Origin of the sequence: Ancylobacter radicis (assembly GCF_018449475.1) — a bacterium.
Lineage (GTDB): Bacteria > Pseudomonadota > Alphaproteobacteria > Rhizobiales > Xanthobacteraceae > Ancylobacter > Ancylobacter radicis.
The window spans coordinates 49,489-70,817 of sequence record NZ_JAHCQH010000020.1 but is presented as its reverse complement, the minus strand read 5'-3'; the positions used below and the strand labels follow the sequence as shown (position 1 = coordinate 70,817).

Genomic DNA, 21,329 nt, shown 5'->3' with positions numbered 1-21,329 from the left:
TGTCAGCCTCCCTGCATCGGCGCGAGGATTTCCACCCGGTCGCCGTCGCGGATCGCGATTTCGCTGCGCTTCACCTTGCGCACCATCGCGCCGTTCACCGCCGTCGCGATCATCGCATCGGCGAGGTCGAGTTCATTGAGGAGATCGGCCAGCGTGCCGGCCCCGGTCTCCGCCGGCTCACCATTCACGATGATCTTCATCCATCACCTCCGGGCACGCCGTGCCATCAAACGCCAGATCGGCCGCCCGCCGCGCCAGAGCGGGGGCGGCGAGGAAGCCATGGCGATAGAGCCCGTTCACATAGATCGTCCGGCCGCGCCGGCGCAGGCGCGGAATATTGTCGGGAAAAGCCGGGCGCACATCCGCTCCGATCTCGACGATTTCCGCCTCGCCAAAGGCCGGGTGCAGCGCATAGACCGCGCCGAGCAGTTCCAGCATGGAGCGCCCGGTCACCCGGCCGCGCTCGTCATTCTCGATCGAGGTCGCCCCGATCATGAAATGCCCATCGCCGCGCGGCACGATGTAGACGGGGATGCGCGGGTGCAGCATCCGCACCGGGCGCTTGAGCGAAATCTCGGTCGAATAGAGGACCAGCATCTCGCCCTTCACGCCGCGCAGGTCGGCGAGTTGGTCGCGCGCGCCGAGGCCCCGGCAATCCATGATCACATCGGCCTCATCGGCCTCATCGGCCTGATCGTCCACCACATCGAACCCATCGGCCTCGTAGCGAATGGTAACATTATACTCATTCACCAGCCGCTCGGTGAGCGCCGCCAGTGCCTTGCGCGGCTCCAGATGCGCCTCGGTGGGGAAGAACAGCCCTTGATCGAAACGCCCCTCAAGATCCGGCTCCAGCGCCGCGATCTGCGCGCCATCGACCCAGTCGAACCCTTCGGTGCGGCGGGAAAAGCGTTTCAGATCAGGGAGATCGCGCGGCTGGGCGAGAACCAGGCTGCCCTCGTTCGGTACGTCCGGCACCGCCTCGCGCCAATAGGCCAGCGATTCTAAGCCGAGTTCGGCGATGATCGGCTCGGCACTTTCGCGCTCGCACCAGGGCGCCAGCATCCCGCCCGCATACCAGGAGCAGCCCTGGCCGGTGGCGGATTTGCGTTCAATCAGAGTGACTTGCGCCCCCCGGCGGGCAAAGGCGTGGGCGCAGGTCAGCCCCGCCACGCCGCCGCCGACCACTTTCACGCGCATGGCGTTGGGTGCCGGGTAAACCGTTGCACTGCCGTTGGAATTTTCAATCTTCGAGGTCATTCACCCCTCCCTCCGCCAGTGTCAACTGGATCAGGTTCGAAGGGTCGCCATGCCGCTCGTCGCGATGATGGCCTCTCAGCCCCCTGACGGGGCTCCCCCGGACGAGACTGATATAATCACGACGGGACGGAATGTCACCGTAGCGTCGTCGACAATATTCACCCCACGCTCAGGCGCTGCGCGGCGGAAAAGTGACGATATTGTCGGCCTTTGGCCGTGTCGCGCCGATAATCGCCCGCTGCAGCATGTCGCGGCTGAACGGTTTGCCGAGCCGCACCATGTCGGGCCGCGCCTCCGCCGGCAGCTCGGCATAACCGGTGCCGAGGATCACCGGCAGGCTGGGCCAGCGGTCAAGAATGATGGCGGCAAGCTGCACCCCGGTCATGCCCGGCATCGCCTGATCGGTGAGCACGACATCGACGCCGGCCCCGCTCTCCAGAAACCGCAGCGCCTCCGTGCCGGAGGAGGCCTCGGTGACGGCGAAGTCCAGATCTTCCAGCATCGCCGCCGTCGCGGACAGCACCAGCGGGTCGTCATCGACCACCAGCACCCGCACGGCGCCGTCATGCGGTTCGATTGGCAGCGGCAAAGCTGGCAGTGTTTCCAAGGGGATAGAGGGCTCCTGCGCGGCCGCCTCGGCTGGTGCCTCGACGATCGGCAGATAGATCGTCGCGGTCGTCCCCTCGCCGGGCTGGCTCGCCAGCACCAGCTTTCCGCCGGACTGGGCGGCGAGGCCATGCACCATGGCGAGGCCGAGGCCGGTTCCCTTGCCGACCCCCTTGGTGGTGAAGAACGGCTCCGCCGCGTGCGCCAGCGTCGCCTCGTCCATCCCCGAGCCGGTATCGGCCAGCGCCAGCGCGAAATAGCGCCCGGGCTTGAGGCCGCCGACGGTCTCCTCCCCCTCGGGCGCGACCAGCGTCTCCTCATGCGCGCTGATGATGATGGAACCGCCATCGGGCATCGCATCGCGCGCATTCACCGCGAGGTTGAGCAGGGCCAGTTCGAGCTGGTTGGCATCCACCCGCGCCCGCGGCAGGCCGAGCGGAAAGCGCGTCTCGATGCGCACGCTCGGCCCGATCGACCGACGCAGCAGATCCGCCATCCCCATAACCAGTTCGGGCACATCGACCGGTTCGGGCTTGAGATCCTGCCGCCGCGCGAAGGCCAGCATGCGCTGGGTCAGCGCCGCGCCGCGCTGGGCGGCCTGGAGCGTGTTGTCGATCAGCCTCTGCAGGCGCGGCTCGTCGGGCGCGCGCTTGCGCACCAGTTCCAGATTACCCATCACGACAGCGAGCAGATTATTGAAATCATGCGCGATTCCGCCGGTGAGCTGGCCGACCGCCTCCAGCTTCTGCGCCTGACGCAGGGCTTCTTCGGCCTGCCGGCGGTCGGTGATGTCGATCAGCCCGCACAGCGTTTTGACGAGGTTGCCCTGCCCATCCCGCTCGACCACCGCGGACAGCACGCAGTCGATGCGGCGTCCTTCCTTGGTGATCAACTGGTACTCGGCCTCGCGCAATTCGCCCGTCCCGATGAGACGCGGCCAGTGATCCTCATTGCGCTGGCGGGCGGAATCCGCCGTCATGAAGTCGGTCAGCGGCCGGCCGATCACCTCCTCGCGGGAATAGCCGAGCAGATCGAGCCAGCGATCGCTCACCTGCTCGATCCGGCCATCCGCGCCGAGGGAATGCAGCGGCAGCGGCGTGCGGCGGTAGAGGTTGCGGTAACGCTCCTCGCCTTCGCGCGACAGCGCGGTCTCGCGCTGCGCCAGCAAGGTAAAGCGCCGGTCATAGATCGCCGCCAGCAGGGCGGCGGCACAGATGGTGAAGCTCACCGCCGACACGGCGATGACGAGATGCGCGTTGTCGAATGTGCCGCCGCGCAACGCCACGACATGGCCTTCACCGGGCAGCAGCGTCACGCCCGCCATGGCGACATAGTGCATCCCGGCAATGCCGATGCCGAGGGCCGCCGCGCCGGTCAGCCGTTCGGTAAGGGTGTGATGGCGGAAGGCCAGCCACAGCGCGGCAGTGGAAGACGCCACGGCCACAACGATCGCGGCCCCGGCATAGAGCGGATCATTGGCGATATCGCCGGTCATCCGCATCGCCGCCATGCCGGTGTAGTGCATGCCGACAATGGCGAGGCCCATGAAGACGCCGCTGAGCACCAGCCTGGCAAAGGTGAGGCGCGGACGGCTGGCGGCAAACAGGGCGAGCCCTGTGGCTGTGATCGCGATCGCCAGCGACAGCGTCGTCAGGCCGAGATCATAGCGGATCGGCATCGCCGCGTTCATTGCCAGCATGCCGACGAAATGCATCGACCAGATGCCACCGCCGAGCACAATGGCGGCAAGCGCCAGCCAGCCCGCCCGCGTCGAGCCGGACGAGACCGGAATACGGCTCGCCAGATCGAGCGCGGTGAAGGAAGCCACCACCGCGATCAACACCGACAACGCGACGAGACCCGGATCATGGGCCGCGACGTGATCCATCATCACCCCAGCAGGCTCCCTGCCCCGCGCTGCGCGCGCCATTTCCAGGAAGCGGCGATACAGCGCCGAAACCAGACGCAGTCAAGACACAGCTCAGGCATGACGGCAACTGCCATGGGGGGGGCATGTGGGTCAGCTCAGATAACCCAGCAGCCAGAGGACGATGATGATGGGCAGCGGAATGCCCAGAAACCAGAGAAGTCCACCCTTCAGCATGCCATTCTCCCAACGTGTTGCGCTAAGGAACACCCGGCATGCCATTTCGGTTCCGGGATCGGCGCCTAACTTGGGGGAATGTCGCGGTCTGCCTGTTAGGAACCCGCCGTATCACCGTCAAATGTGATCGGCCGACGCATTCTCCCGCCATGGAAGGGCGGCAGTCTGGTCGAGCCGGATCGGCTGTCTTTGTTGCGTGGAGGTTGAGTGTAGTGGGTGCGGTGAAATCGAGCTTTTCCCTGATTCCGCGTTGGCTCGTTGCCGAGTTCAGCGTGTTCGCGGCCATTGCCGGCGTGGCGGCCAGCCTGTTCGCTTTCGCCAAGCTGGCGGAGGAGGTGGCGGAGGGAGAAACCCACGCCTTCGATGAAGCGGTATTGCTCGCCTTTCGCGCGCCCGGTGATCCCGCCGATCCGCTCGGCCCGCTATGGCTGGAAGTGGTGATGCGCGACCTCACGGCGCTGGGCAGCACCACGGTCCTCACCCTGATCACCGCCGCCGTGGTCGGCTTTCTCATCATGGACCGCAAGCGCGGCGCGGCGTTGTTCGTGCTGGCGGCGGTGGCGGGCGGCGGGCTGCTCAGCTATCTGCTGAAGATCGGCTTCGATCGGCCACGGCCGGACCTCGTCGCCCATCTGGTCGATGTTCACACGCTGAGCTTCCCGAGCGGCCACGCCATGGGTGCCGCCGTCACCTATCTCACGCTGGGCGCCCTCATCGTCCGCACGGAGCGCAAACGCCCTCTCAAGGCCTATGTGCTGACCGTCGCCGTGACACTGACGCTACTGATCGGCCTGAGCCGCCTCTATCTCGGCGTGCACTGGCCGACCGACGTGCTCGCCGGCTGGTGCGCCGGCAGCGCCTGGGCGCTCATCTGCTGGCTGGCCGCCCTGTGGCTGCAGCGGCGCGGCCAGATCGAGAAGGATGACGGTACGACGACCGCAGAAGTGAAAAGCTGAGGCCTCGACGACGCGGCGCATGGCTTTCGGCGCCGTGCCCGCTATTCTTGGGGAGATGAGGCCGCGAGAGCCTCCGCCACGACCGAGGAGAAACGCATGTCGACCAGCACACCGGAAGGCCACCTGATCCCGGGGATCGGCGTCATCGAGACAACCGAATCCGACAACATCCTGCGCTGGGACGGCGACGAGCTCTATGTCGAGCAGGACGTCTATCACAACGGCCAGATCGTCCATCGCAAGTACCGGCGGCGGGTGACCAAGCAAGTCGCGCACGCCATTGCACGCATGCTCGCGGAACATTGACGCGGCCGGCGGGCGCGTCGCAGGCTGGCGCCGTCAGATCCGCGCCAGCCCCTCGCCCCGCAGCCCGTCGTCGTGCAGCCCATCGCCGTGCTGCCCATCCCCGTGCTGCCTTGGCCCGGCCGGCCGCCGGGAGCGCCTCACGCCGGCACGAGAATGGCGATGAGGAGAAGCCCCAGCCCCGCCAGCGAAACCGTCCATACCGCCGAGCGCAGATAGGGCACACCGAAGGCGTAAAGCGGCAGATAGGCGACGCGCGCGGCGAGGTAGAGGCTGGCGCCCCACGCGGTGAGCAGCCCTTCGCGTCCTGTCACATGGACGATCAAAACGGCTGCGATGAAGATCGGTAATGTCTCGAACAGATTTGCCTGCGCCCGGCGGAGGCGGCCGGTGACGATCCCGACCGGCGGGCCCGGCTCGTCGCGCGCGCTCGCATTGTAGGCGACCCCGGTCTCCCGGTTTCGATACATGGCCGGAAGCAGGATCTGCACCAGGGCAAGCACCAGCGACCAGCCGAGCAAGGACAGTTCGAGTGTCATTTCAAGCACCTGGGGTAGGAAAGGTGTCGTAATTCGCGACGCTACCTATATTGATATATCATGGCCAACACGAAACAGCATAAGCGCCCAGCCAAGGATGGTCGCCTCTTGCAGCAGGTAGCGGCGCTGCCCTACCGGGTGTCGCCGGAGGGGCAGTTGCAGATCCTTGTCGTCACCTCGCGCGAGACGCGACGGGCGGTGATCCCGAAGGGATGGCCGATGAAGAATCACAAGGATTGGAAGTCGGCCCAGATCGAGGCCTGGCAGGAAGCCGGCATTGTCGGGGAAGTGAGCCGCAAGAAGCTCGGCCAGTACCGCTACTGGAAACGGCTGGAAAGCAACTTCGCGCTGGTGAAGGTGTCGGTCTATCCGCTCGCCGTGCACCGGCAGATGGAGGATTTCCCCGAGCGCGGCGATCGGCTGCATGTCTGGATGGCGCCCGAGGACGCGGCGCTGATCATCGACGAGACGGACCTCGGGGCGCTGATCAGCGCCTTTGCCCAATCAGGCGAGTGGCGCAAGAACGTGGCGTCGAGCACGATCCGCGCCGCCGCATTCCCCGAGCTGAACCCGGCCTGACCGCGGCGGGTTCAGCCTCCCCCGGCTTCAATGCGTGGCGGATGACGGCGTGGAATGGAACAGACGCCCCTTCTCCGCGAACAGGACGCATAGCAGGGCGCCGATGGCCAGTCCGAAAAAGCCCAGCGTCAGCGGCAGGGTGGAGCCGTCGAACAACTGGCCGAGCAGGAAGCCGAGCGAAGCCCCGCCCACGGTGCTGACGAAGCCCAGCGCCGAGGAGGCCGTGCCGGCCACATGCCCCACCGGCTCCATGGCCATGGCGTTGAAGTTCGAGACCATCAGGCCAAAGAAGAACATCATCAGCGCCTGCAGAATCGAGAAGCTCCAGATCGTCTCGATACCGCCGACCACGAATCCGGCATGGACCAGCGTCACGGCGAGGTAACCAAGCAGCGCGGCGTGCGAGACCCGGCGCATCCCGAGCTTGCCGACGACGCGCGAGTTGAGCAGCGAGGACAGGGCCATGAACACGGCGATGATGGCGAAGATCAGCGTGAACAGCTCGCGGGCGCCGAACGCGTCGGCAAAGACCTGCTGCGCCGAGTTGATGAAGCCGAACAGCCCGCCCATCACCATGGTCATCGCCAGCATATAGCCGACGGTGACCCGGCTCCTGAACACGAGGCCGAAGGCGAAGGTGATGCCACGCACCGAAATGGGCGTGCGGTCCTCGGGATGCAGGGTTTCCGGCAACCGGGCCACGGTCCACACCAGCAGCACCACGCCGAACAGGCACAGCATGGAGAAGATCATCCGCCACGGGGCGACCAGCATGATGAGCTGCCCGATGGAGGGCGCGATGATCGGCACGGCGAGGAAGACGATGAAGGCGAGCGACATCACCCGCGCCATCTGCCGGCCGGAATAGCAGTCCCGCACGATGGTGATGGCGAGAATCCGCGTCGCCGCCGATCCCACGCCCTGGATCGCCCGCGCCGCCATCATGATGCCGAGCGAGGGGGCGAAAAAGCAGGCGACCGAGGCCACCGTGTAGATGGCGAGCCCGACCAGCAGCACCGGCTTGCGTCCGAACCGGTCGGCCAGCGTGCCATAGAAGATCTGCGCCGCGCCGAAGCCGAGCAGATAGGCGGTGATGACGATCTGCGCGTGATTGGCCGTGTCGATGTTGAGCGCCGCGCCGATCTCCGGCAGGGCGGGGAGCATCGAGTCGATGGCGATGGCGTTGGTCGCCATCAGCGCCGCGATGAACAGCACGAACTGGCGGAAACCCATGCCAGGATGAGGGTTGGCGGGCGCAGGTTCAGGCGTGTTCATGGCGGGTCCGTATTCTGCAAGGCGACGGCACGCGGGCCGCACAAGGCCCGCCTTATGGCGCAGAATCGCCGGTCGCCCAATGGGCCGAAAGACACAGGCGCAGCGGATTCGCGTGTCCGAATATGGCTCCGGCGGCTGGTCGAATTTAAAATGACCGTTATCATGAAACGTCGCGCGGAAACCTGTCACCCCGCGCGGCGGCGCTTCCCGCCGGGGCGAAGCGCGTGGGGCCAACAGGGGAGCGTGCCATGCCCGCCACGACCATGTCCGCCATGACCATCTTCGACCCGACCAGCTGGACCGGATTTCATACCTGGCTAAGCCTGATCGCCCTCGCCACCGGGTTCGTGGTGGTGCTGGATCTGCTCGCGCGCCGCGAGCGGCCGGCCTGGACGGCGATCTTCCTCGCCACGGCGGTCCTGACCAGCGCCACCGGGTTCGGCTTTCCCTTCAGCGGCCTGCTCCCCTCGCACATTGTCGGCATCGTCGCGCTGGTCGTGCTGGCAGTGACGCTGGTCGCCCGCTACCCCTTGCAGCGCGCGGGACACTGGGGATGGGTCTATGCGGTCGGGGCGGTCATCAGCCTCTGGCTTCTCGTCTTCGTCGCCGTTGCCCAGGCCTTTGCCAAGGTCCCTGCCCTGAAGGCGCTGGCGCCGACCCAGTCCGAGCCGCCCTTCGCCATCGCCCAACTGGTCGTGTTCGCGATCTTCGTGCTGGCCGGCGCCCTCGCCGTGCGCGGCGCGCGGCCCGTCGCCCGTCCGCAGTTCTGAGCGCGCCTCAGAACTGCGGCGGCCCCATGTCGAGCGGAGGCGGCTCGAATTGCGGGATATTCAGCTCGATCGTGGACGGGTCCACGGTCGAGCCGGCGCTGATCCAGTAGGTCACGGCCTCCGGCCACATGATGACCACCACCACCAGAATCAACTGCATGAACAGCCACGGTATGGCGCCCCAATAGATCTGCGAGGTGCGGATCGACGGCGGGGCGATGCCGCGCAGATAGAACAGCGCGAAGCCGAAGGGCGGGTGCATGAACGCCGTCTGCATGTTCACGCACAGCAGAACGCCGAACCAGATCAGGTTGATGTCGAGCTTCACCGCCACCGGCACCAGAAGCGGGACGATGATGAAGGCGATCTCGAAGAAATCGAGGAAGAAGGCGATAAAGAAGACGAAGATGTTGACGAAGATCAGGAAGCCGACCCGGCCACCCGGCAGCTGCGACAGCATGTGCTCGATCCACAGCGCGCCGTCCATGCCCTGAAACACCAGGCTGAACACCGTCGCGCCGATGAGGATGAACACCACCATGGAAGTGATGCGCATGGTCGAGGCCATGGCCTGACGCACCAGCGTCCAGGTCAGCCGTCCATGCAGCGCGGCGAGCACGATGGCGCCCACCGCACCCATGGCACCTGCCTCGGTCGGCGTGGCGAGGCCCATGGCCAGCGTGCCGAGCACCAGCATGATCAGCACGATGGACGGGATCATGCCCCACAGCACCTGCCGGATCAGCGGCCAGCCGGCTTCCCCGCGCGCCTCGGGCGGCAGCGGCGGCATGGTGTGCGGCTTGATCAGCGACATGACGAAGATGAAGATGAGGAAGATCAGCACCTGCAGCAGCGACGGCCCGATGGCGCCGAGATACATGTCGCCCACTGGCTTGCCGAGCTGCTCGGCGAGGATGATCAGCACCAGCGAGGGCGGAATGAGCTGGGTGATGGTGCCGGACGCCGCGATCACGCCGGTGGCGAGCTTCTGGTCGTAGCCGTAGCGCATCATCACCGGCAGCGAGATCACGCCCATGGCGATGACGGAGGCGGCCACCGTGCCGGTGATGGCGCCGAGGATGGCGCCGACGATGATCACCGCATAGGCGAGCCCGCCCGGCACCTTGCCGAACAGCTTGCCAGTGCCTTCCAGCAGGTCCTCGGCGAGGCCGCACCGCTCGAGAATGGCGCCCATGAAGGTGAAGAAGGGGATCGCCAGCAGCAGGTCGTTGGAGATAATGCCGTAAAAGCGCAGGGGCAGGGCCTGCATGAAGCTCAGGTGGAAATGGTCGGTCAATATGCCGAGCGTGCCGAAGAACAGCCCGACCGCGACCAGGGAAAAGGCCACCGGAAAGCCGGCCAGCATGAAGCAGATCATGCCGGCGAACATCAGCGGGGGCATCACGCCGTGAGAGAACATGGGGGGCTCGTCGGTCGCGGTGTCAGGGGTTCTGGGCGAAAGTGGCGCGGCGGGGCGCTACTGCAGCGGTTTCTCGTAGGTCGTCTCGACCTCGATCACGCCGGACAGGCCGGCAATCCGCTTGATCAGTTCGGAGACGCCCTGCAGCGTCAGCAGCGCGAAGCCCAAAGGCAGCAGCAGCTTGGCGGGCCATAGGATCAGCCCTCCCGCGTTCTGCGACACCTCGTCGGAGACGAAGGACATCCAGAAGAACGGGAAGCTCAGCAATGTCAGATAGATGCCGGCGGGGATGAGAATGACGAGGAAACCGATGGTATCGACCCAGAGCCGCCCGCGCGGGCTGAGCGCCATATAGACGAGATCGACCCGCACATGTTCGTTGCGCTGCAGCGTATAGGGCGCGCCGAGCAGGACCAGGGCGCCGAACAGGTACCACTGGATTTCCAGCAGACCGTTGGTGCTGTAGCTCAGCAGGTAGCGCACGGTCGCGTTGCCGGCGCTGATCAGGCAGGCGATCAGCACGCACCAATCCGCGATGCGGCCGAACCTCTCGTTCAGCCAGTCGATTCCCCGGCTGAAGGCGAGCAGAGCCCCCATGCGACGTCCCCCTTGGTAGTGCGCCGACTTTTGTCGTTTTGCGCAGGCAGGGCGCTGCAATCGCCCCATGTGCTACTTTCGACAAGATAGACCATGGTCTCACGCAATTAAAACCCGCGCGTAAAACCCGCGCGGCCGCATTCAGCGGCCACGCGGGCGTCAAAGGTCGAGGCCCGTTGAAGTGTCGTTCCCGGCCAGCGGCTGGAAACAGGCGACGGGCGGCTCTCAGGCGATGCGGGCCGTGGGCCCGGCCGGCGGAGACGGGCGGCGGGCGGGCTCGGGACGAACCAGCGACGGCAGCTTCCAGCCCATCAATTCGCAGGTGATGAGGCGGTCCTGCGGATCGCGTATCTCGACCGGGCGCTCGGCGCCGAGGCGGCGCATTTCCATCGCGCGCTCGGCGGCCTCCCAGACCGTGCCATAGCGCGCCCGCTTCATCGGCCCCATGACGCCCGTATTGGACGCCTCGGCATAATAGAGAATGTAATAGGGGCACGTATCCTGTGCCGTGGCTGCGGCGGCAGGCTTGGCCGGCGCGGCCACGCCCTGCCCTTCGTCACCCCATTCGCGCGGCACGATCGGTACACCTGGCTCAGTCATAGCGTGGGTCTCCTGTCGCGAAACGGCGCTTCGGCCGGTGACAGAAAATAATCCGGCACGCCAATCGTCAACATTCTTATTTTTACGCAGACGTGGAACAAATTTTACTTCGGTGCCCAGATATTTTTTCAAGATACATTCGCTACGTAATTACCCGTATAAAAAGCATTATTGATCTTACGCTTCGTTATTTCGGTAACATTATGGGGCAAAAGGTCTCGCTAGCTCCGGGCAAGCTTCCGTGGCTACCCCAGAGTGCGTCTTGCCAGACGGATGTAAGCGCCAGCGGAGACTTCTATGCGCCCTGCCTCCCTTCACTCTTTGGGTCAGCGTTCGCGCTGGCGCGCGTTCGATACTGCCCTGCTCAACGAGCTGCCGGCCGCCGTGCTGATGTGCGACGCGGGCAAGGCGACGATCGACTACGTCAATTCATATGCGCTGGAGGTGCTCGGCACGATCCACGCAGCCCTGCCGGTCCCGCTCAACGCCCTCGTCGGGTCGAGCCTGTCGATCTTCAACCTCGATCTCGGTCCTGATGGCCGACGCCTCGGCCGGCCGCAGAACCTGCCGCTCGACGAGGTCGTCGATCTCGGTGGCGAGAAGATCCGGCTGCGTATCGACGCGGTGAAGGGCAAGAACGCCTCGCATGAACTGCTTCAGGTCGTGCTGAGCGTCGAGACCGCCGCCATGGCGGCGCAGCACAGCTATCGCCGGCTGCTGCAGATGGTCGAGCAGATGCCGATCAACGTGATGACCTGCGCGCTCGACGGCTTCACCATCGACTACGCCAACAAGACCAGCATCGACACGCTCCGCCGCATCGAGCAGTTCCTGCCGATCAAGGCGTCCGAGCTTGTCGGCTCCTCCATCGACGTCTTCCACAAGAAGCCGGAGATGCAGCGCCGCATGCTCGCCGATGCGTCGAACCTGCCGCATCGGGCGCGCATCAAGGTCGGGCCGGAGACGCTGGACCTCAACGTGTCCGCGCTGATGGGCCCGGACGGCGCCTATGAAGGACCGATGCTGACCTGGGCGGTCGTGACCGATGCGGTCAATGTCGCCACCAATGTCACCGCCGCCGTCGACCAACTCGGGGCCTCCTCGCTGGCCATGGGGCAGGCGAGCGACCAGCTCACCACCCTCACCGCGCAGAGCGAGGACATGTCGTCCTCGGTCGCCGCCGCCGCGGTGGAGATGTCGGTCTCCTTTGCCGATGTGAGCAAGCAGATCAGCAACGCCACCCAGATGGCCGGTCAGGCCGCCGATCGCGCCGCGGCCGCCAACGGGCTGGTCAGCGGGCTGGTGGAGAGCGTCGAGCGCATCGGCAACGTGTCCTCGCTGATCGAGCGCATCGCCTCCCAGACCAACCTGCTGGCGCTCAACGCCGCCATTGAGGCGGCGCGTGTCGGCGAGGCCGGCCGGGGCTTCGCCGTGGTCGCCTCCGAGGTGAAGGAACTGGCGATGCAGACCGCCAACGCCACGAAGGAAATCAGCACCCAGGTCGAGAACGTCCAGCGCGCGAGCAGCAACGCGGCCCGTGCGGTCGAGGAAATCACCGACAATGTCAGCACCGTGCGCGACGTCTTCGCCACCCTCTCGGCGGCGGTCGAGGAGCAGAGCGCGACCAATGGCTCGGTGAGCCAGAGCATGAACAGCGTGAGCGGGGTCGTCAGCCAGATCCGCGGCGCCGCCGGCGATGTCCGCCGGGTCTCCAACTCGCTGACCAGCGTCGGCGACCAGCTCCGCGAGGAAGTCCGCGTCCTGCTGGCGCGCTGATAGGTGCAGGCCCCTCGCCCCGCACAGGGTCAGCCCTGCGCGGGGCGGTGGCACTACTGCTTGCCGTCGAACCAGACTTTCCACAGCGGCACGGCGGTAGCGTAGGTGCCGCGATGGCTGGTCGGGCCGGTCGAGATCGCCTCGACCTGCATGTTGCCGGCGCCGATGGCCCGCTGATAGGTCATGGCCAATTGCCCGAGGCCGGGCGTGATCGCCTCGTCGGCCTCGCCGTAATAATTGCGCACCGGGCTGCGGATGATCCAGCGATAGGCCTGCGTCTGATTGAGCAGGATGCGGCCATAGGCCGAGGCGCGGAAGAAGCGCGCATCGAAATACTCGGCCCGTATCAGCGTGCGCAGATCGGTGGGGATCAGCGCCGCATCATAGGGCTCGCGGGCATAGGCCTTGCGGCACAGCTCGTAATATTCGTCATTGATCAGCGAACGCGCGAGACCGGGCACGCCGTAATAATTCTCGAACGAGAAGGCGGTCAGGATGAACAGCGTGGAGATCCAGTCGGCATCGTTCGGGCGGGGAAAGTCGAGAAACCCGCTCATCGTCATATAGCCGTCGAAGGGCCCGCTGGCGGTCGCCGCGCCGTCGACGCTGACGCCGGTTTCCTCCAGCTTCTCCAGCATCGCCATGGTGACGAAGCCGCCCTGCGACCAGCCGCCGAGGAACAGCTTGGGCGTGGCGATCTTCATCTGAGCCAGCACCGCCCGGCTGGCGATCAGCATGTCATAGGTCGCCTGCTGGTGGCTGGCCTTGACGAGGTAGCCCTCGGGCTCGCTGGTCTCGCCCATGCCGAAATAATCGGCGCCGATCACCACATAGCCCTGCCCGGCGAACTGGGCGAGGGCGATCTGGGTCTCCGGCGACTGGTCCGGGAAGGAAGGTACCTGCTTTTTCCCGTAGACCGTGCCGTGCTGATAGGACAGCAGCGGGAACGATAGCGCACCGGTATCGGGGATGGCGAGCAGCCCCGTGGCGATAATGGGACGGTTGCCCTGTTCCGGCACCACCGAGCCATAGGTCACGCGGTAGAGCCGCACGGCGTTGCGCGCCGGCGTATAGGTCACGCTCACGCCGAAGAAGGCTGGCGTCTTGCTGGTGAGAATGGCGTTGAGCTGGTCGGCATCCCAGCGCCCGATCAGTTCATAGCTCACCGTCGGGGATAGCTGCATCACACCCTCCGGGCTGGCGGCACGGGCCGGAAAACCCGCGAGGGCGATGATGGCCAGCAGCACCCCTGCTGCGGCCAGACGGCGAACCACCCACGACATCGCACCCTCATTGTCACGCCACGCGACCACCCGTCCCGCAGGGCGGCGACGCTATCATGCGCGGACAGGTGTTTCGCAAGGGTGACGGACGCGCACGGCGCCGCCTCAACGAAAAAGGCCCGCCCGGCGGATGCCGGACGGGCCCTGTTGGAAAGGCGCGGGATCAGGCGGCCTCGAACAGCCGCCGCTCGACCACCGGCGTGCCGCGCAGGCCGTTCAGTGCCTTGGCGGCGGCGAGCACGGCGAGGTCGACCAGCGGCTCGACGATGATGACCAGCATATAGGCCGCGCCGAAGGAGGCGATGGACGCGCCGTTCTCGACCGTGAAGCCGTGGCCGTAAAACGCCCAGAAAGCGACCCACACCACGATGCCGGCCTGATAGGTGGTCGAAAGCGCCAGCGCCTGCCGGTACTTCAGCTCCACATAGGGAGTGTTGGGCGCGACGACCTGCTTGGCCAGCGCCATCAGCGCGAACAGCGGCACCAGCAGGGTGGTGACGTTCATGCCGTATTGCGGCAGGTCGAAGGGCGCGAAGAACACGCCCTGGATCAGCAGGCCGGCGGCAAGGCCGATGGCGGCCGGGGCGACGCCGAAGATCAGGAACAGTGTCGAGCCGAGGATCAGATGGACCTCGGAGACACCGACCGGATGGTGCGGCAGAAGCTCGAAAAAGGCGAAGACCAGCGCCGTGGTCATCACGCTGCGGACGATGAGCGAGACAACGCCCCGCTCGCGCACGGCATCGGCCGCGAGCTTCAGGGTGTAGCCGCCCGCGCCGGCGGCGGTCACGTAGCTGAGCCAGATCTTTCCTTCGGCGACGAGGCCGGGTTCGATATGCATATGCGTCTCCTGTGCCGTCTCACCCGACGGCCTGAGTGTGGACCAATGCGCATGGCCGGTCTCCTGACTCGCGGGTCACAGCATAACTTCCGCCTTCCCGGCTCCCCTTTCGGAGGTCCAGTGGCGTGATGGAAGGCGCTCGCCGCTCACAGTCGCGGGGGCGGTCGGGGCTTCGGGCTTACGCCCTCTCCCCGTTCCCGTTTCATCCGGCCGAGTCGCCTCGGCCGGACACCATGTGCCTGTGCATCAGCACGCCGGGCGCGGGCCAAGTCAAGCCGCCTGACCCTCAAGCCCGTCTGCAAGGCAAGAAAAGCACGTTCAGGAAAAGTACGTTCAGGCCGCGCCCATCTCGTCCAGCGCCATCGGCGATTCCGGCAGCACCTGCCCGCCATCGATCACCATGCCCTGGCCGGTGATGTAGCCGGCCTCCTCGCTGGCGAAGAACAGCGCGGTGTTGGCGATGTCGAACACGCTGCCGAGCTTCTTCATCGGCACGCAGGCGGCGGTGGAGGCGATATAGGCCTCGCCCATCCCTTCCATACCCTCGGTCAGGATGTTGCCCGGCATCACCGCGTTGACCGTGATGTTCCACGGCGCCAGCTCGATCGCCGCCGTGCGCATGAAGCCCATCTGCCCGGCCTTGGAGGCGCCGTAATGGGTCCAGCCGGGAAAGCCGGTGATCGGCCCGGTGATCGAGGAAGTGATGACGATGCGGCCCTTCTTGGCCGCCTTCATCGCCGGCAGCACGGCCGAGACCGACAGGAACGTGCCCTTGAGATTGGTGTCCATGACGAGGTCGAAATCATCCTCCGTCATGTCGCCGAGCTTGGCCGCCGGGAAGATGCCGGCATTGGCGCACAGCACGTCGATCGCGCCGTAGCGGTCGAGCGCGGCCTGCGCCATGGCAAGGGTGTCGGCGGTCTTGGTCACGTCGGCGGCGAAGGCGGAGGCGCGCGGGCCGATCTCAGCGGCGACCTTCTCGGCCTCCTCAAGCCTGCGGCTCACCACCAGCACATTGAGGCCGGCCTGGCCGAAGCGCAGCGCGATCCCCCGGCCGATGCCCTTGCTGGCGCCGGTGACAATGACGGTCTTTCCCTCAAGCGACGTGAACATGGTCCGACAGGCCCTCTGGATTTTGTTGTGCGGCAGGGCGCTGGCAGCCGACCCACGCGGCGGGTTTCCGCTTGGTCAAAGATTAGGCTGCCTCCCTTTTCATCAGGTTGCGCTGCAAAAATGGTGTTGTAAAGCCCAAATCCAAATGTTTAGGATCACACACAGTCCAACATAAGTGCCACATTCCAATCCATCGGAGGTGGCATCTCCCGCGCGGCGGCGACCCGGTCCGCGCCAACAATCCAGAGGACGTCGACATGTCAGGCATTTCCAGAAGGTCGCTGCTCAAGGGCATGGGAACGGGGCTCGGGGCGCTGGCCGCCGCCGGTCCGTTCCTCTCCGCCAACAAGGCGTTCGCCGCCCGCGAGAAGGAACTGAACATCCTGTGCTGGGAGGGCTACAACTCCGCGCAGGTGCTCGATCCGTTCCGCTCCAAGACGGGTGCCACGGTGAAGGCGGAGAGCCTCACCAACGATCCCACCATGATCAACCGGCTGCGCGCCGGCGAGATCAACACCTGGGATCTGATCAATGTGAACAATCCCTGGGCGCGCAAGGTCATGCTTCCCGAGAAGCTGATCAAGCCGCTGCCCAAGGCCGAATTCGAGCCCTTCTTCGACAAGATGCTGCCCGAGTTCAAGGCGCCCTATAAATGGGCGATGAGCGATGACGGCAAGGAGCTGGTCGGCATGGCCCAGCGTTTCGGGCCCTACAGCTTCGTCGTCAACACCGACAAGATCAGCCGCAAGACCGCCGAGGACACCGGCTGGGATCTGTTCAACGACCCGGCGCTAGCCGGCAAGTACGGCATTCTCGAGTCGGATGACTGGAACGTCTTCAACATCTTCATCATCGCCGGCATCGACCCGTTCAAGAGCCACACGCCGGAAGAGTTCGCCAAGTTCGAGGAGACCGCCAAGCGCGTCTTCAAGGGCGCCAAGCTGATCGGCGACATCGCCTCGATGAACCAGGCGCTGATCTCCGGCGAGATCGATCTGCACATGACCGGCGGCACCTATTCGGTCTCCCCGGCCCGCGCCGACGGCCATCCGAACCTGCGCGGCATCACCCCGCTGCGCGGCCCGCTGCCGGGCGGCAAGGGCGGCATCGCCTGGATCGAGATCACCTCGACGGTGAACAACCCGAACCTCTCGCCGCTGGCGCTGGAGTTCCTGAAATACGTGCAGGCGCCCGACGTCGCCCACACCGTCGCCTTCGCCGAGGGCACCTTCAACCCCGTCGCGCAGATGGGCACCAAGGCGTGCTTCGACCTGTTCACCAAGGACGAGCTGGACGCCATCCAGTGGGACAGCCTGCAGGAAGAGATGGACCGCTCGGTGCACTACGACATCGTGCCGGATTACGACAAGGCGCTCGACATCATGAACGGCGCCAAGCGCCTGCGCGGCTAGTCGAACGGGCGGCGGCGGCCTCTTGCATGCTTCGAGGCGGGGCCTTGTCCCGCTCCTCAGCATGACGGGCCAGGGCCACCGCCGTCATCCTGAGGTGCCCGGCGCGCCGCGCCGGGCCTCGAAGGACGCGAGGCGCTCGCCGCCCGCGTCCCCCATTCCCTGAGTGGCCTCGCGCCACCCTCCACGACCCGGAAGAACCCGCATGCTCCAGACCACGCCCGCCGGCGATACGCCCAAGCCGATCCTGCAACTGGTGGGGGTGCGCAAGACCTTCGGTGGCTTCAATGCCGTGGAGGGGATCGACCTCGACGTGCGCGAGGGCGAGTTCCTCACCATTGTCGGCCCCTCCGGCTCGGGCAAGACCACGCTGCTGCGCATGCTGGCCGGCATGGACACGCCGACCGAAGGCAACATCACCCTGCATGGCGAGTTGATCAACGATATGCCGCCCAACAAGCGGCCGACCTGCCTCGTCTTCCAGTCTCTGGCCCTGTTCCCGCACAAGAGCGTCGGCGAGAACATCGCCTTCCCGCTCAAGGTGAAGGGCGTGGATGCCGCCACCCGCAAGGCGCGCGCGCTGGAGCTGATGCGCGTCGTCCGCCTGCCGGAAAACTACTACGACAAGAACGTGATGAAGTGCTCGGGCGGCGAGCGCCAGCGCGTCGCTCTGGCCCGCGCCTTCGCCTATGACCCGCAGGTTCTGTTCTTCGACGAGCCGCTCTCCGCCCTCGACTACAAGCTGAAGAAGGCGCTGGAGAAGGAGCTGAAGGACCTGCACCGCGAGACCGGCAAAACCTTCATCTACATCACCCATTCGCTGGAAGAGGCGATGGTGATGAGCGACCGCATCGGCGTGATGCGCGCCGGCCGGCTTGTTCAGGTCGGCACGCCCGAGGAGATCTACGGCGCCCCGGTTGATCGCTTCGTCTCCGAATTCGTCGGCGAGGTGAACACGATCAAGGTGAAGCGCGGCACGGACGGCACGTGGGACGGGGTCGACGTGCCCGGCCGCTTCACCGTGCGCCCCCCGCAGGACGGCGCGACGCTGGACGAGGCGTTCGTGGTCATTCGCCCGGAATATATGCGCTTCCTCGGCCCCGGCGACACCGCCGAGAACCGGATCGAGGGCACAGTCTACAACGAATATTCGCTCGGCTCGCGCATCCAGTACCAGATCCGCGTCGGCTCCGGCGCGGGCGAGAAGGTGATGCTGGTGGAGCTGTCCCGCTCGCGCGCCCTGCCGCCCGGCGCCGACCGCGCGGTGACGCTCGGCTGGGACGCCGCCGACGCCTTCACGCTGGGGAGCTGAGCATGGCCAGCCTCGCCGCCGCCTCCCCTGCCGCCCACGCGCCGGAAGGCACGCGCGCGCTGCGCCAGCAGCACATGCTCTCGCTCGGCGCGCGCTGCGCGCTGCCCGTCGCCGCTCTGCTCGGCGTCGGCTTCCTCGCCCCGCTGGTGGCGATCCTCGCCTATGCCTTCGCCACGCCGCGCAGCTTCGATGTGTTCACCAGCTTCACGCTGGAGAACTTCGCCGGCCTGTTCGATCCCGCCAATACGGTCTGGGTGTCCTTCGTCTGGTCCTGCGGCTTCGCCCTGCTGACGGTGGCGATACTGGCGGTGATCGCCTACCCCATCGCCTATGGCCTCAACGCCGTGTTCGGCCGCTGGTCCGGGCTCATCAGCGTGTTCTTCGTGTTCCCGCTGTTCGTCTCGGAGAACGTCCGGCTCTATGGCTGGGTGCTGTTCCTGATCAAGAACGGCGTGCTCGACGGCTCGCTGAAATGGCTCGGCTTTTCCGGCGGGCCGGAGGTGCTGTACACGCCCGGCATCACCCTGTTCGGCATGGTCTACACCTACCTGCCCTTCATGCTGTTCCCGATGACGCTCGGCCTCGCTCTGGTGCCGCGCGACCTCGTGGATGCGGCGCGCGATCTCGGCGCCGGGCGCCTGTTCATCTGGCGCGAGATCGAGCTGCCGCTCGCCATGCCCGGCATCATGATCGGCATGCTGCTGACCTTCGTGCTGGCGATCGGCGCCACGGCGGAGGCCAAGATCCTCGGCGGCCAGTCGATCATCGTCATCTCGCACGATATCGAGATCGCCTTCACCTATTCGCAGAACTGGCCGCTCGGCTCGGCCATGTCGGTGGTGGTCACCCTGTTCATCGGCGCGCTGACGCTGTTCGCCCTGTCGAAGCTCGACCTCGACCGCATGCTGGGGAGGCGCTGAGCCATGAAGCACACGCGCACAAATGCCCTGATCTGGATCTGGACGCTGCTGGTGATCGTCGTGATCTACCTGCCGATCCTCTGCGGCGCCCTGGCGAGCTTCAACAAGAGCCGCTATTTCGGCTTCCCGATCAAGATCTACGCCACCGAGTGGTGGCAGAAGACGCTCGACTCGATCGAGATCGGCATGATCGTAAAGACCTCGATCCTCGTCGCCCTCTTGGTGACGGTGTTCTCCGTGGTCATCGCCACCTGCGGCGCGCTCGCCTTCGCACGCTATGACTGGAAGGGCCGCCGGCTGTTCCAGAAGCTCATCATCCTGCCGATCTTCTTCCCCCAGCCGGTGCTCGGCCTCGCCCTGCTGCTCGGCTTCAACGCGGTCGGCATCCAGACCAGTTGGATGACCGCGGTGTTCGCGCACATGGTGTGGATCGTCCCGGTGGTGACGCTGGTGATCGCCATCCAGGTCTATGGCTTCGACCCGGCGCTGGAGGAAGCGGCCTTTGATCTGGGCTGCTCGCGGATTCAGGTGCTGCGCGAGGTGACGCTGCCGCTCCTGTGGCCGGGCATCTGGTCGGGAATGCTGTTCGCCTTCCTGCTCTCCTGGAGCAACTTCCCGCTCTCGCTCTACACCACCGGCGCGGACTCCACGATCCCCGAATGGCTCTACGCCAAGATGGTCGCGGGCTACACGCCGATGGTCCCCGCGCTCGGCACCATGGCGACGCTGGCGGCTGCCGTTCTGCTGCTGGTCGGCGGCCTTGCCGGGATGCTGCTGCGGAGGCGCGCAGCGGCATGAGTGAGGACAAGTCCGGCGAGGACGAGCCACGCGAGGACGAGACCCGCACCACGGAGCGTCGTCGTCCGCGTCTCGACAAGGCCAGCCGTCACGAGCGCATCCTCGCCGAGATGATGGCGACCCCGACGCTGCGGGTCGGCGACCTCGCGGCCGATCTGGAAGTGTCAACCGAGACGATCCGGCGCGACCTGTTCGAGCTTCAGGAGCGCGGCCTCATCAACCGCACCTATGGCGGCGCCGTGCGCCCCTTCGCCGCCGAGCCGGCGGTGACCGAGCGCCACGCCATGATGGTGGCCGAGCGCGAGGCCATCGCCGCCCTCGCCGTGAAGTTCATCAAGCCGAAGGAGGTCATCGCCATCGGCGCGGGGGCGACCACCACCCATGTCGCCCGGCGCATGGCGGCGGAGTGCCGGGACCTCACCGTCATCACCCATTCCTTCTCGGTGGCGACAGTGGTGGCGGCCAACCCGACCATCGACGTCATCATGTGTCCGGGCCGCTACAATGCCCGCGAGGGCATGATGGTCGGCGTCGAGACCGTCGAGTTCCTGCAGAACTACAACGTCAACCGCGCCATTCTCGGCATTTCCGGCATCACCACGGACGGCCTCGCCGATGCCGAGGCCCCGGCCGCCTCCGTCTACAAGGCGATGATGAACCGGTCGGCGGAGACGCTGGTGGTTTCCGACCACAAGAAGTTCGACGTGCAGGCCCTCGCCATCTGGGCCCGCATCCCCGACATTCAGCGCCTCGTCGTCGACAGGTCCCCCGGCGGTGCCGTGGCGCGGGCGCTGGCACGCGCGGGCGTCGAAATCAGCGTGGCGACCAGGCGATGATGCCGGCCGCCCCCGTACCGACGCCGCAGACC

Annotated in this window: 21 protein-coding genes and 2 riboswitches; of the genes, 10 read left to right on the top strand and 11 right to left on the bottom strand. The window is 66.1% G+C overall.

What is annotated here, in order from left to right:
* Positions 1 to 2: 2 nt before the first annotated feature.
* From thiS to KIP89_RS15030, 3 genes are all read right to left on the bottom strand, one after another.
* Complete coding sequence (gene thiS / locus KIP89_RS15040; protein WP_213756401.1) at positions 3 to 200, bottom strand: sulfur carrier protein ThiS; 198 nt, start codon at positions 198 to 200, stop codon at positions 3 to 5.
* Entirely contained in the window at positions 178 to 1,200 is a 1,023-nt protein-coding gene (gene thiO / locus KIP89_RS15035) for a glycine oxidase ThiO (protein WP_213756612.1), read from the bottom strand. The genes thiS and thiO overlap by 23 nt, the downstream gene beginning before the upstream one ends.
* Before the next feature lie 49 nt (positions 1,201 to 1,249).
* Positions 1,250 to 1,369, bottom strand: a riboswitch (TPP riboswitch).
* A gap of 60 nt (positions 1,370 to 1,429) precedes the next feature.
* Positions 1,430 to 3,757 (bottom strand): MHYT domain-containing protein, encoded by a 2,328-nt coding sequence (locus KIP89_RS15030; RefSeq protein ID WP_250152529.1) that lies wholly within the window; start codon positions 3,755 to 3,757, stop codon positions 1,430 to 1,432.
* A 485-nt stretch (positions 3,758 to 4,242) separates the two neighbouring features.
* On the opposite strand from KIP89_RS15030, the gene KIP89_RS15025 reads away from it, so the two are divergent.
* Both KIP89_RS15025 and KIP89_RS15020 read left to right on the top strand, forming a co-directional pair.
* Positions 4,243 to 4,926, top strand: coding sequence for a phosphatase PAP2 family protein (locus KIP89_RS15025; protein ID WP_369807170.1), 684 nt, complete (start codon positions 4,243 to 4,245; stop codon positions 4,924 to 4,926).
* Between the two features lie 96 nt (positions 4,927 to 5,022).
* Entirely contained in the window at positions 5,023 to 5,232 is a 210-nt protein-coding gene (locus KIP89_RS15020; protein ID WP_213756399.1) for a hypothetical protein, read from the top strand.
* A gap of 137 nt (positions 5,233 to 5,369) precedes the next feature.
* On the opposite strand, the gene KIP89_RS15015 is transcribed toward KIP89_RS15020, so the two are convergent.
* The gene (locus KIP89_RS15015; RefSeq protein WP_213756398.1) at positions 5,370 to 5,768 is read right to left on the bottom strand and encodes an MAPEG family protein; all 399 of its coding nucleotides are present in this window, start codon (positions 5,766 to 5,768) and stop codon (positions 5,370 to 5,372) included.
* Between the two features lie 60 nt (positions 5,769 to 5,828).
* Between KIP89_RS15015 and KIP89_RS15010 the strand changes: the two genes are divergently transcribed.
* Positions 5,829 to 6,347, top strand: coding sequence for an NUDIX hydrolase (locus KIP89_RS15010; protein WP_213756397.1), 519 nt, complete (start codon positions 5,829 to 5,831; stop codon positions 6,345 to 6,347).
* Positions 6,348 to 6,374: 27 nt separating this feature from the next.
* On the opposite strand, the gene KIP89_RS15005 is transcribed toward KIP89_RS15010, so the two are convergent.
* The gene (locus tag KIP89_RS15005; protein ID WP_369807169.1) at positions 6,375 to 7,622 is read right to left on the bottom strand and encodes a multidrug effflux MFS transporter; all 1,248 of its coding nucleotides are present in this window, start codon (positions 7,620 to 7,622) and stop codon (positions 6,375 to 6,377) included.
* A 248-nt stretch (positions 7,623 to 7,870) separates the two neighbouring features.
* Here KIP89_RS15005 and KIP89_RS15000 point away from each other — a divergent pair, with 248 nt between their 5' ends.
* The gene (locus KIP89_RS15000; RefSeq protein ID WP_250152528.1) at positions 7,871 to 8,392 is read left to right on the top strand and encodes a hypothetical protein; all 522 of its coding nucleotides are present in this window, start codon (positions 7,871 to 7,873) and stop codon (positions 8,390 to 8,392) included.
* 7 nt (positions 8,393 to 8,399) lie between these two features.
* Here the strand turns inward: KIP89_RS15000 and KIP89_RS14995 are convergent, their stop codons facing one another.
* The 3 genes from KIP89_RS14995 to KIP89_RS14985 all read right to left on the bottom strand — a co-directional run bounded on the left by KIP89_RS14995 (position 8,400) and on the right by KIP89_RS14985 (position 11,009).
* Positions 8,400 to 9,812 carry a TRAP transporter large permease gene (locus KIP89_RS14995; protein WP_213756396.1) on the bottom strand — a complete coding sequence of 471 codons (1,413 nt, stop codon included), beginning with the start codon at positions 9,810 to 9,812 and terminating at the stop codon, positions 8,400 to 8,402.
* Positions 9,813 to 9,869: 57 nt separating this feature from the next.
* On the bottom strand, positions 9,870 to 10,409 hold the full coding sequence (locus KIP89_RS14990) for a TRAP transporter small permease subunit (RefSeq protein ID WP_213756395.1): 540 nt from the start codon (positions 10,407 to 10,409) through the stop codon (positions 9,870 to 9,872).
* Positions 10,410 to 10,634: 225 nt separating this feature from the next.
* Positions 10,635 to 11,009, bottom strand: a complete 375-nt coding sequence (locus KIP89_RS14985) for a hypothetical protein (RefSeq protein WP_213756394.1) — start codon at positions 11,007 to 11,009, stop codon at positions 10,635 to 10,637.
* Between the two features lie 297 nt (positions 11,010 to 11,306).
* On the opposite strand from KIP89_RS14985, the gene KIP89_RS14980 reads away from it, so the two are divergent.
* A complete protein-coding gene (locus KIP89_RS14980; protein ID WP_213756393.1) occupies positions 11,307 to 12,785 on the top strand; it encodes a methyl-accepting chemotaxis protein in 1,479 nt (492 codons plus the stop codon).
* Positions 12,786 to 12,838: 53 nt separating this feature from the next.
* On the opposite strand, the gene KIP89_RS14975 is transcribed toward KIP89_RS14980, so the two are convergent.
* The 3 genes from KIP89_RS14975 to fabG all read right to left on the bottom strand — a co-directional run bounded on the left by KIP89_RS14975 (position 12,839) and on the right by fabG (position 16,022).
* Positions 12,839 to 14,068 (bottom strand): alpha/beta hydrolase family protein, encoded by a 1,230-nt coding sequence (locus tag KIP89_RS14975; protein ID WP_213756392.1) that lies wholly within the window; start codon positions 14,066 to 14,068, stop codon positions 12,839 to 12,841.
* 163 nt (positions 14,069 to 14,231) lie between these two features.
* Positions 14,232 to 14,909 (bottom strand): energy-coupling factor ABC transporter permease, encoded by a 678-nt coding sequence (locus KIP89_RS14970; protein WP_213756391.1) that lies wholly within the window; start codon positions 14,907 to 14,909, stop codon positions 14,232 to 14,234.
* 36 nt (positions 14,910 to 14,945) lie between these two features.
* Positions 14,946 to 15,160: riboswitch (cobalamin riboswitch) on the bottom strand.
* An 82-nt stretch (positions 15,161 to 15,242) separates the two neighbouring features.
* On the bottom strand, positions 15,243 to 16,022 hold the full coding sequence (gene fabG / locus KIP89_RS14965) for a 3-oxoacyl-ACP reductase FabG (protein WP_213756390.1): 780 nt from the start codon (positions 16,020 to 16,022) through the stop codon (positions 15,243 to 15,245).
* 257 nt (positions 16,023 to 16,279) lie between these two features.
* On the opposite strand from fabG, the gene KIP89_RS14960 reads away from it, so the two are divergent.
* The 5 genes from KIP89_RS14960 (at position 16,280) to KIP89_RS14940 (ending at position 21,297) form a co-directional block, all read left to right on the top strand.
* Complete coding sequence (locus tag KIP89_RS14960) at positions 16,280 to 17,434, top strand: ABC transporter substrate-binding protein (protein ID WP_213756389.1); 1,155 nt, start codon at positions 16,280 to 16,282, stop codon at positions 17,432 to 17,434.
* Positions 17,435 to 17,636: 202 nt separating this feature from the next.
* Complete coding sequence (locus KIP89_RS14955; protein WP_213756388.1) at positions 17,637 to 18,743, top strand: ABC transporter ATP-binding protein; 1,107 nt, start codon at positions 17,637 to 17,639, stop codon at positions 18,741 to 18,743.
* A 2-nt stretch (positions 18,744 to 18,745) separates the two neighbouring features.
* The gene (locus KIP89_RS14950; RefSeq protein WP_250152527.1) at positions 18,746 to 19,663 is read left to right on the top strand and encodes an ABC transporter permease; all 918 of its coding nucleotides are present in this window, start codon (positions 18,746 to 18,748) and stop codon (positions 19,661 to 19,663) included.
* 3 nt (positions 19,664 to 19,666) lie between these two features.
* Complete coding sequence (locus KIP89_RS14945) at positions 19,667 to 20,461, top strand: ABC transporter permease (protein WP_213756387.1); 795 nt, start codon at positions 19,667 to 19,669, stop codon at positions 20,459 to 20,461.
* Positions 20,458 to 21,297, top strand: coding sequence for a DeoR/GlpR family DNA-binding transcription regulator (locus tag KIP89_RS14940; RefSeq protein WP_213756386.1), 840 nt, complete (start codon positions 20,458 to 20,460; stop codon positions 21,295 to 21,297). Before KIP89_RS14945 ends, KIP89_RS14940 begins: the two co-directional genes overlap by 4 nt.
* The last annotated feature ends 32 nt before the right edge of the window (positions 21,298 to 21,329 follow it).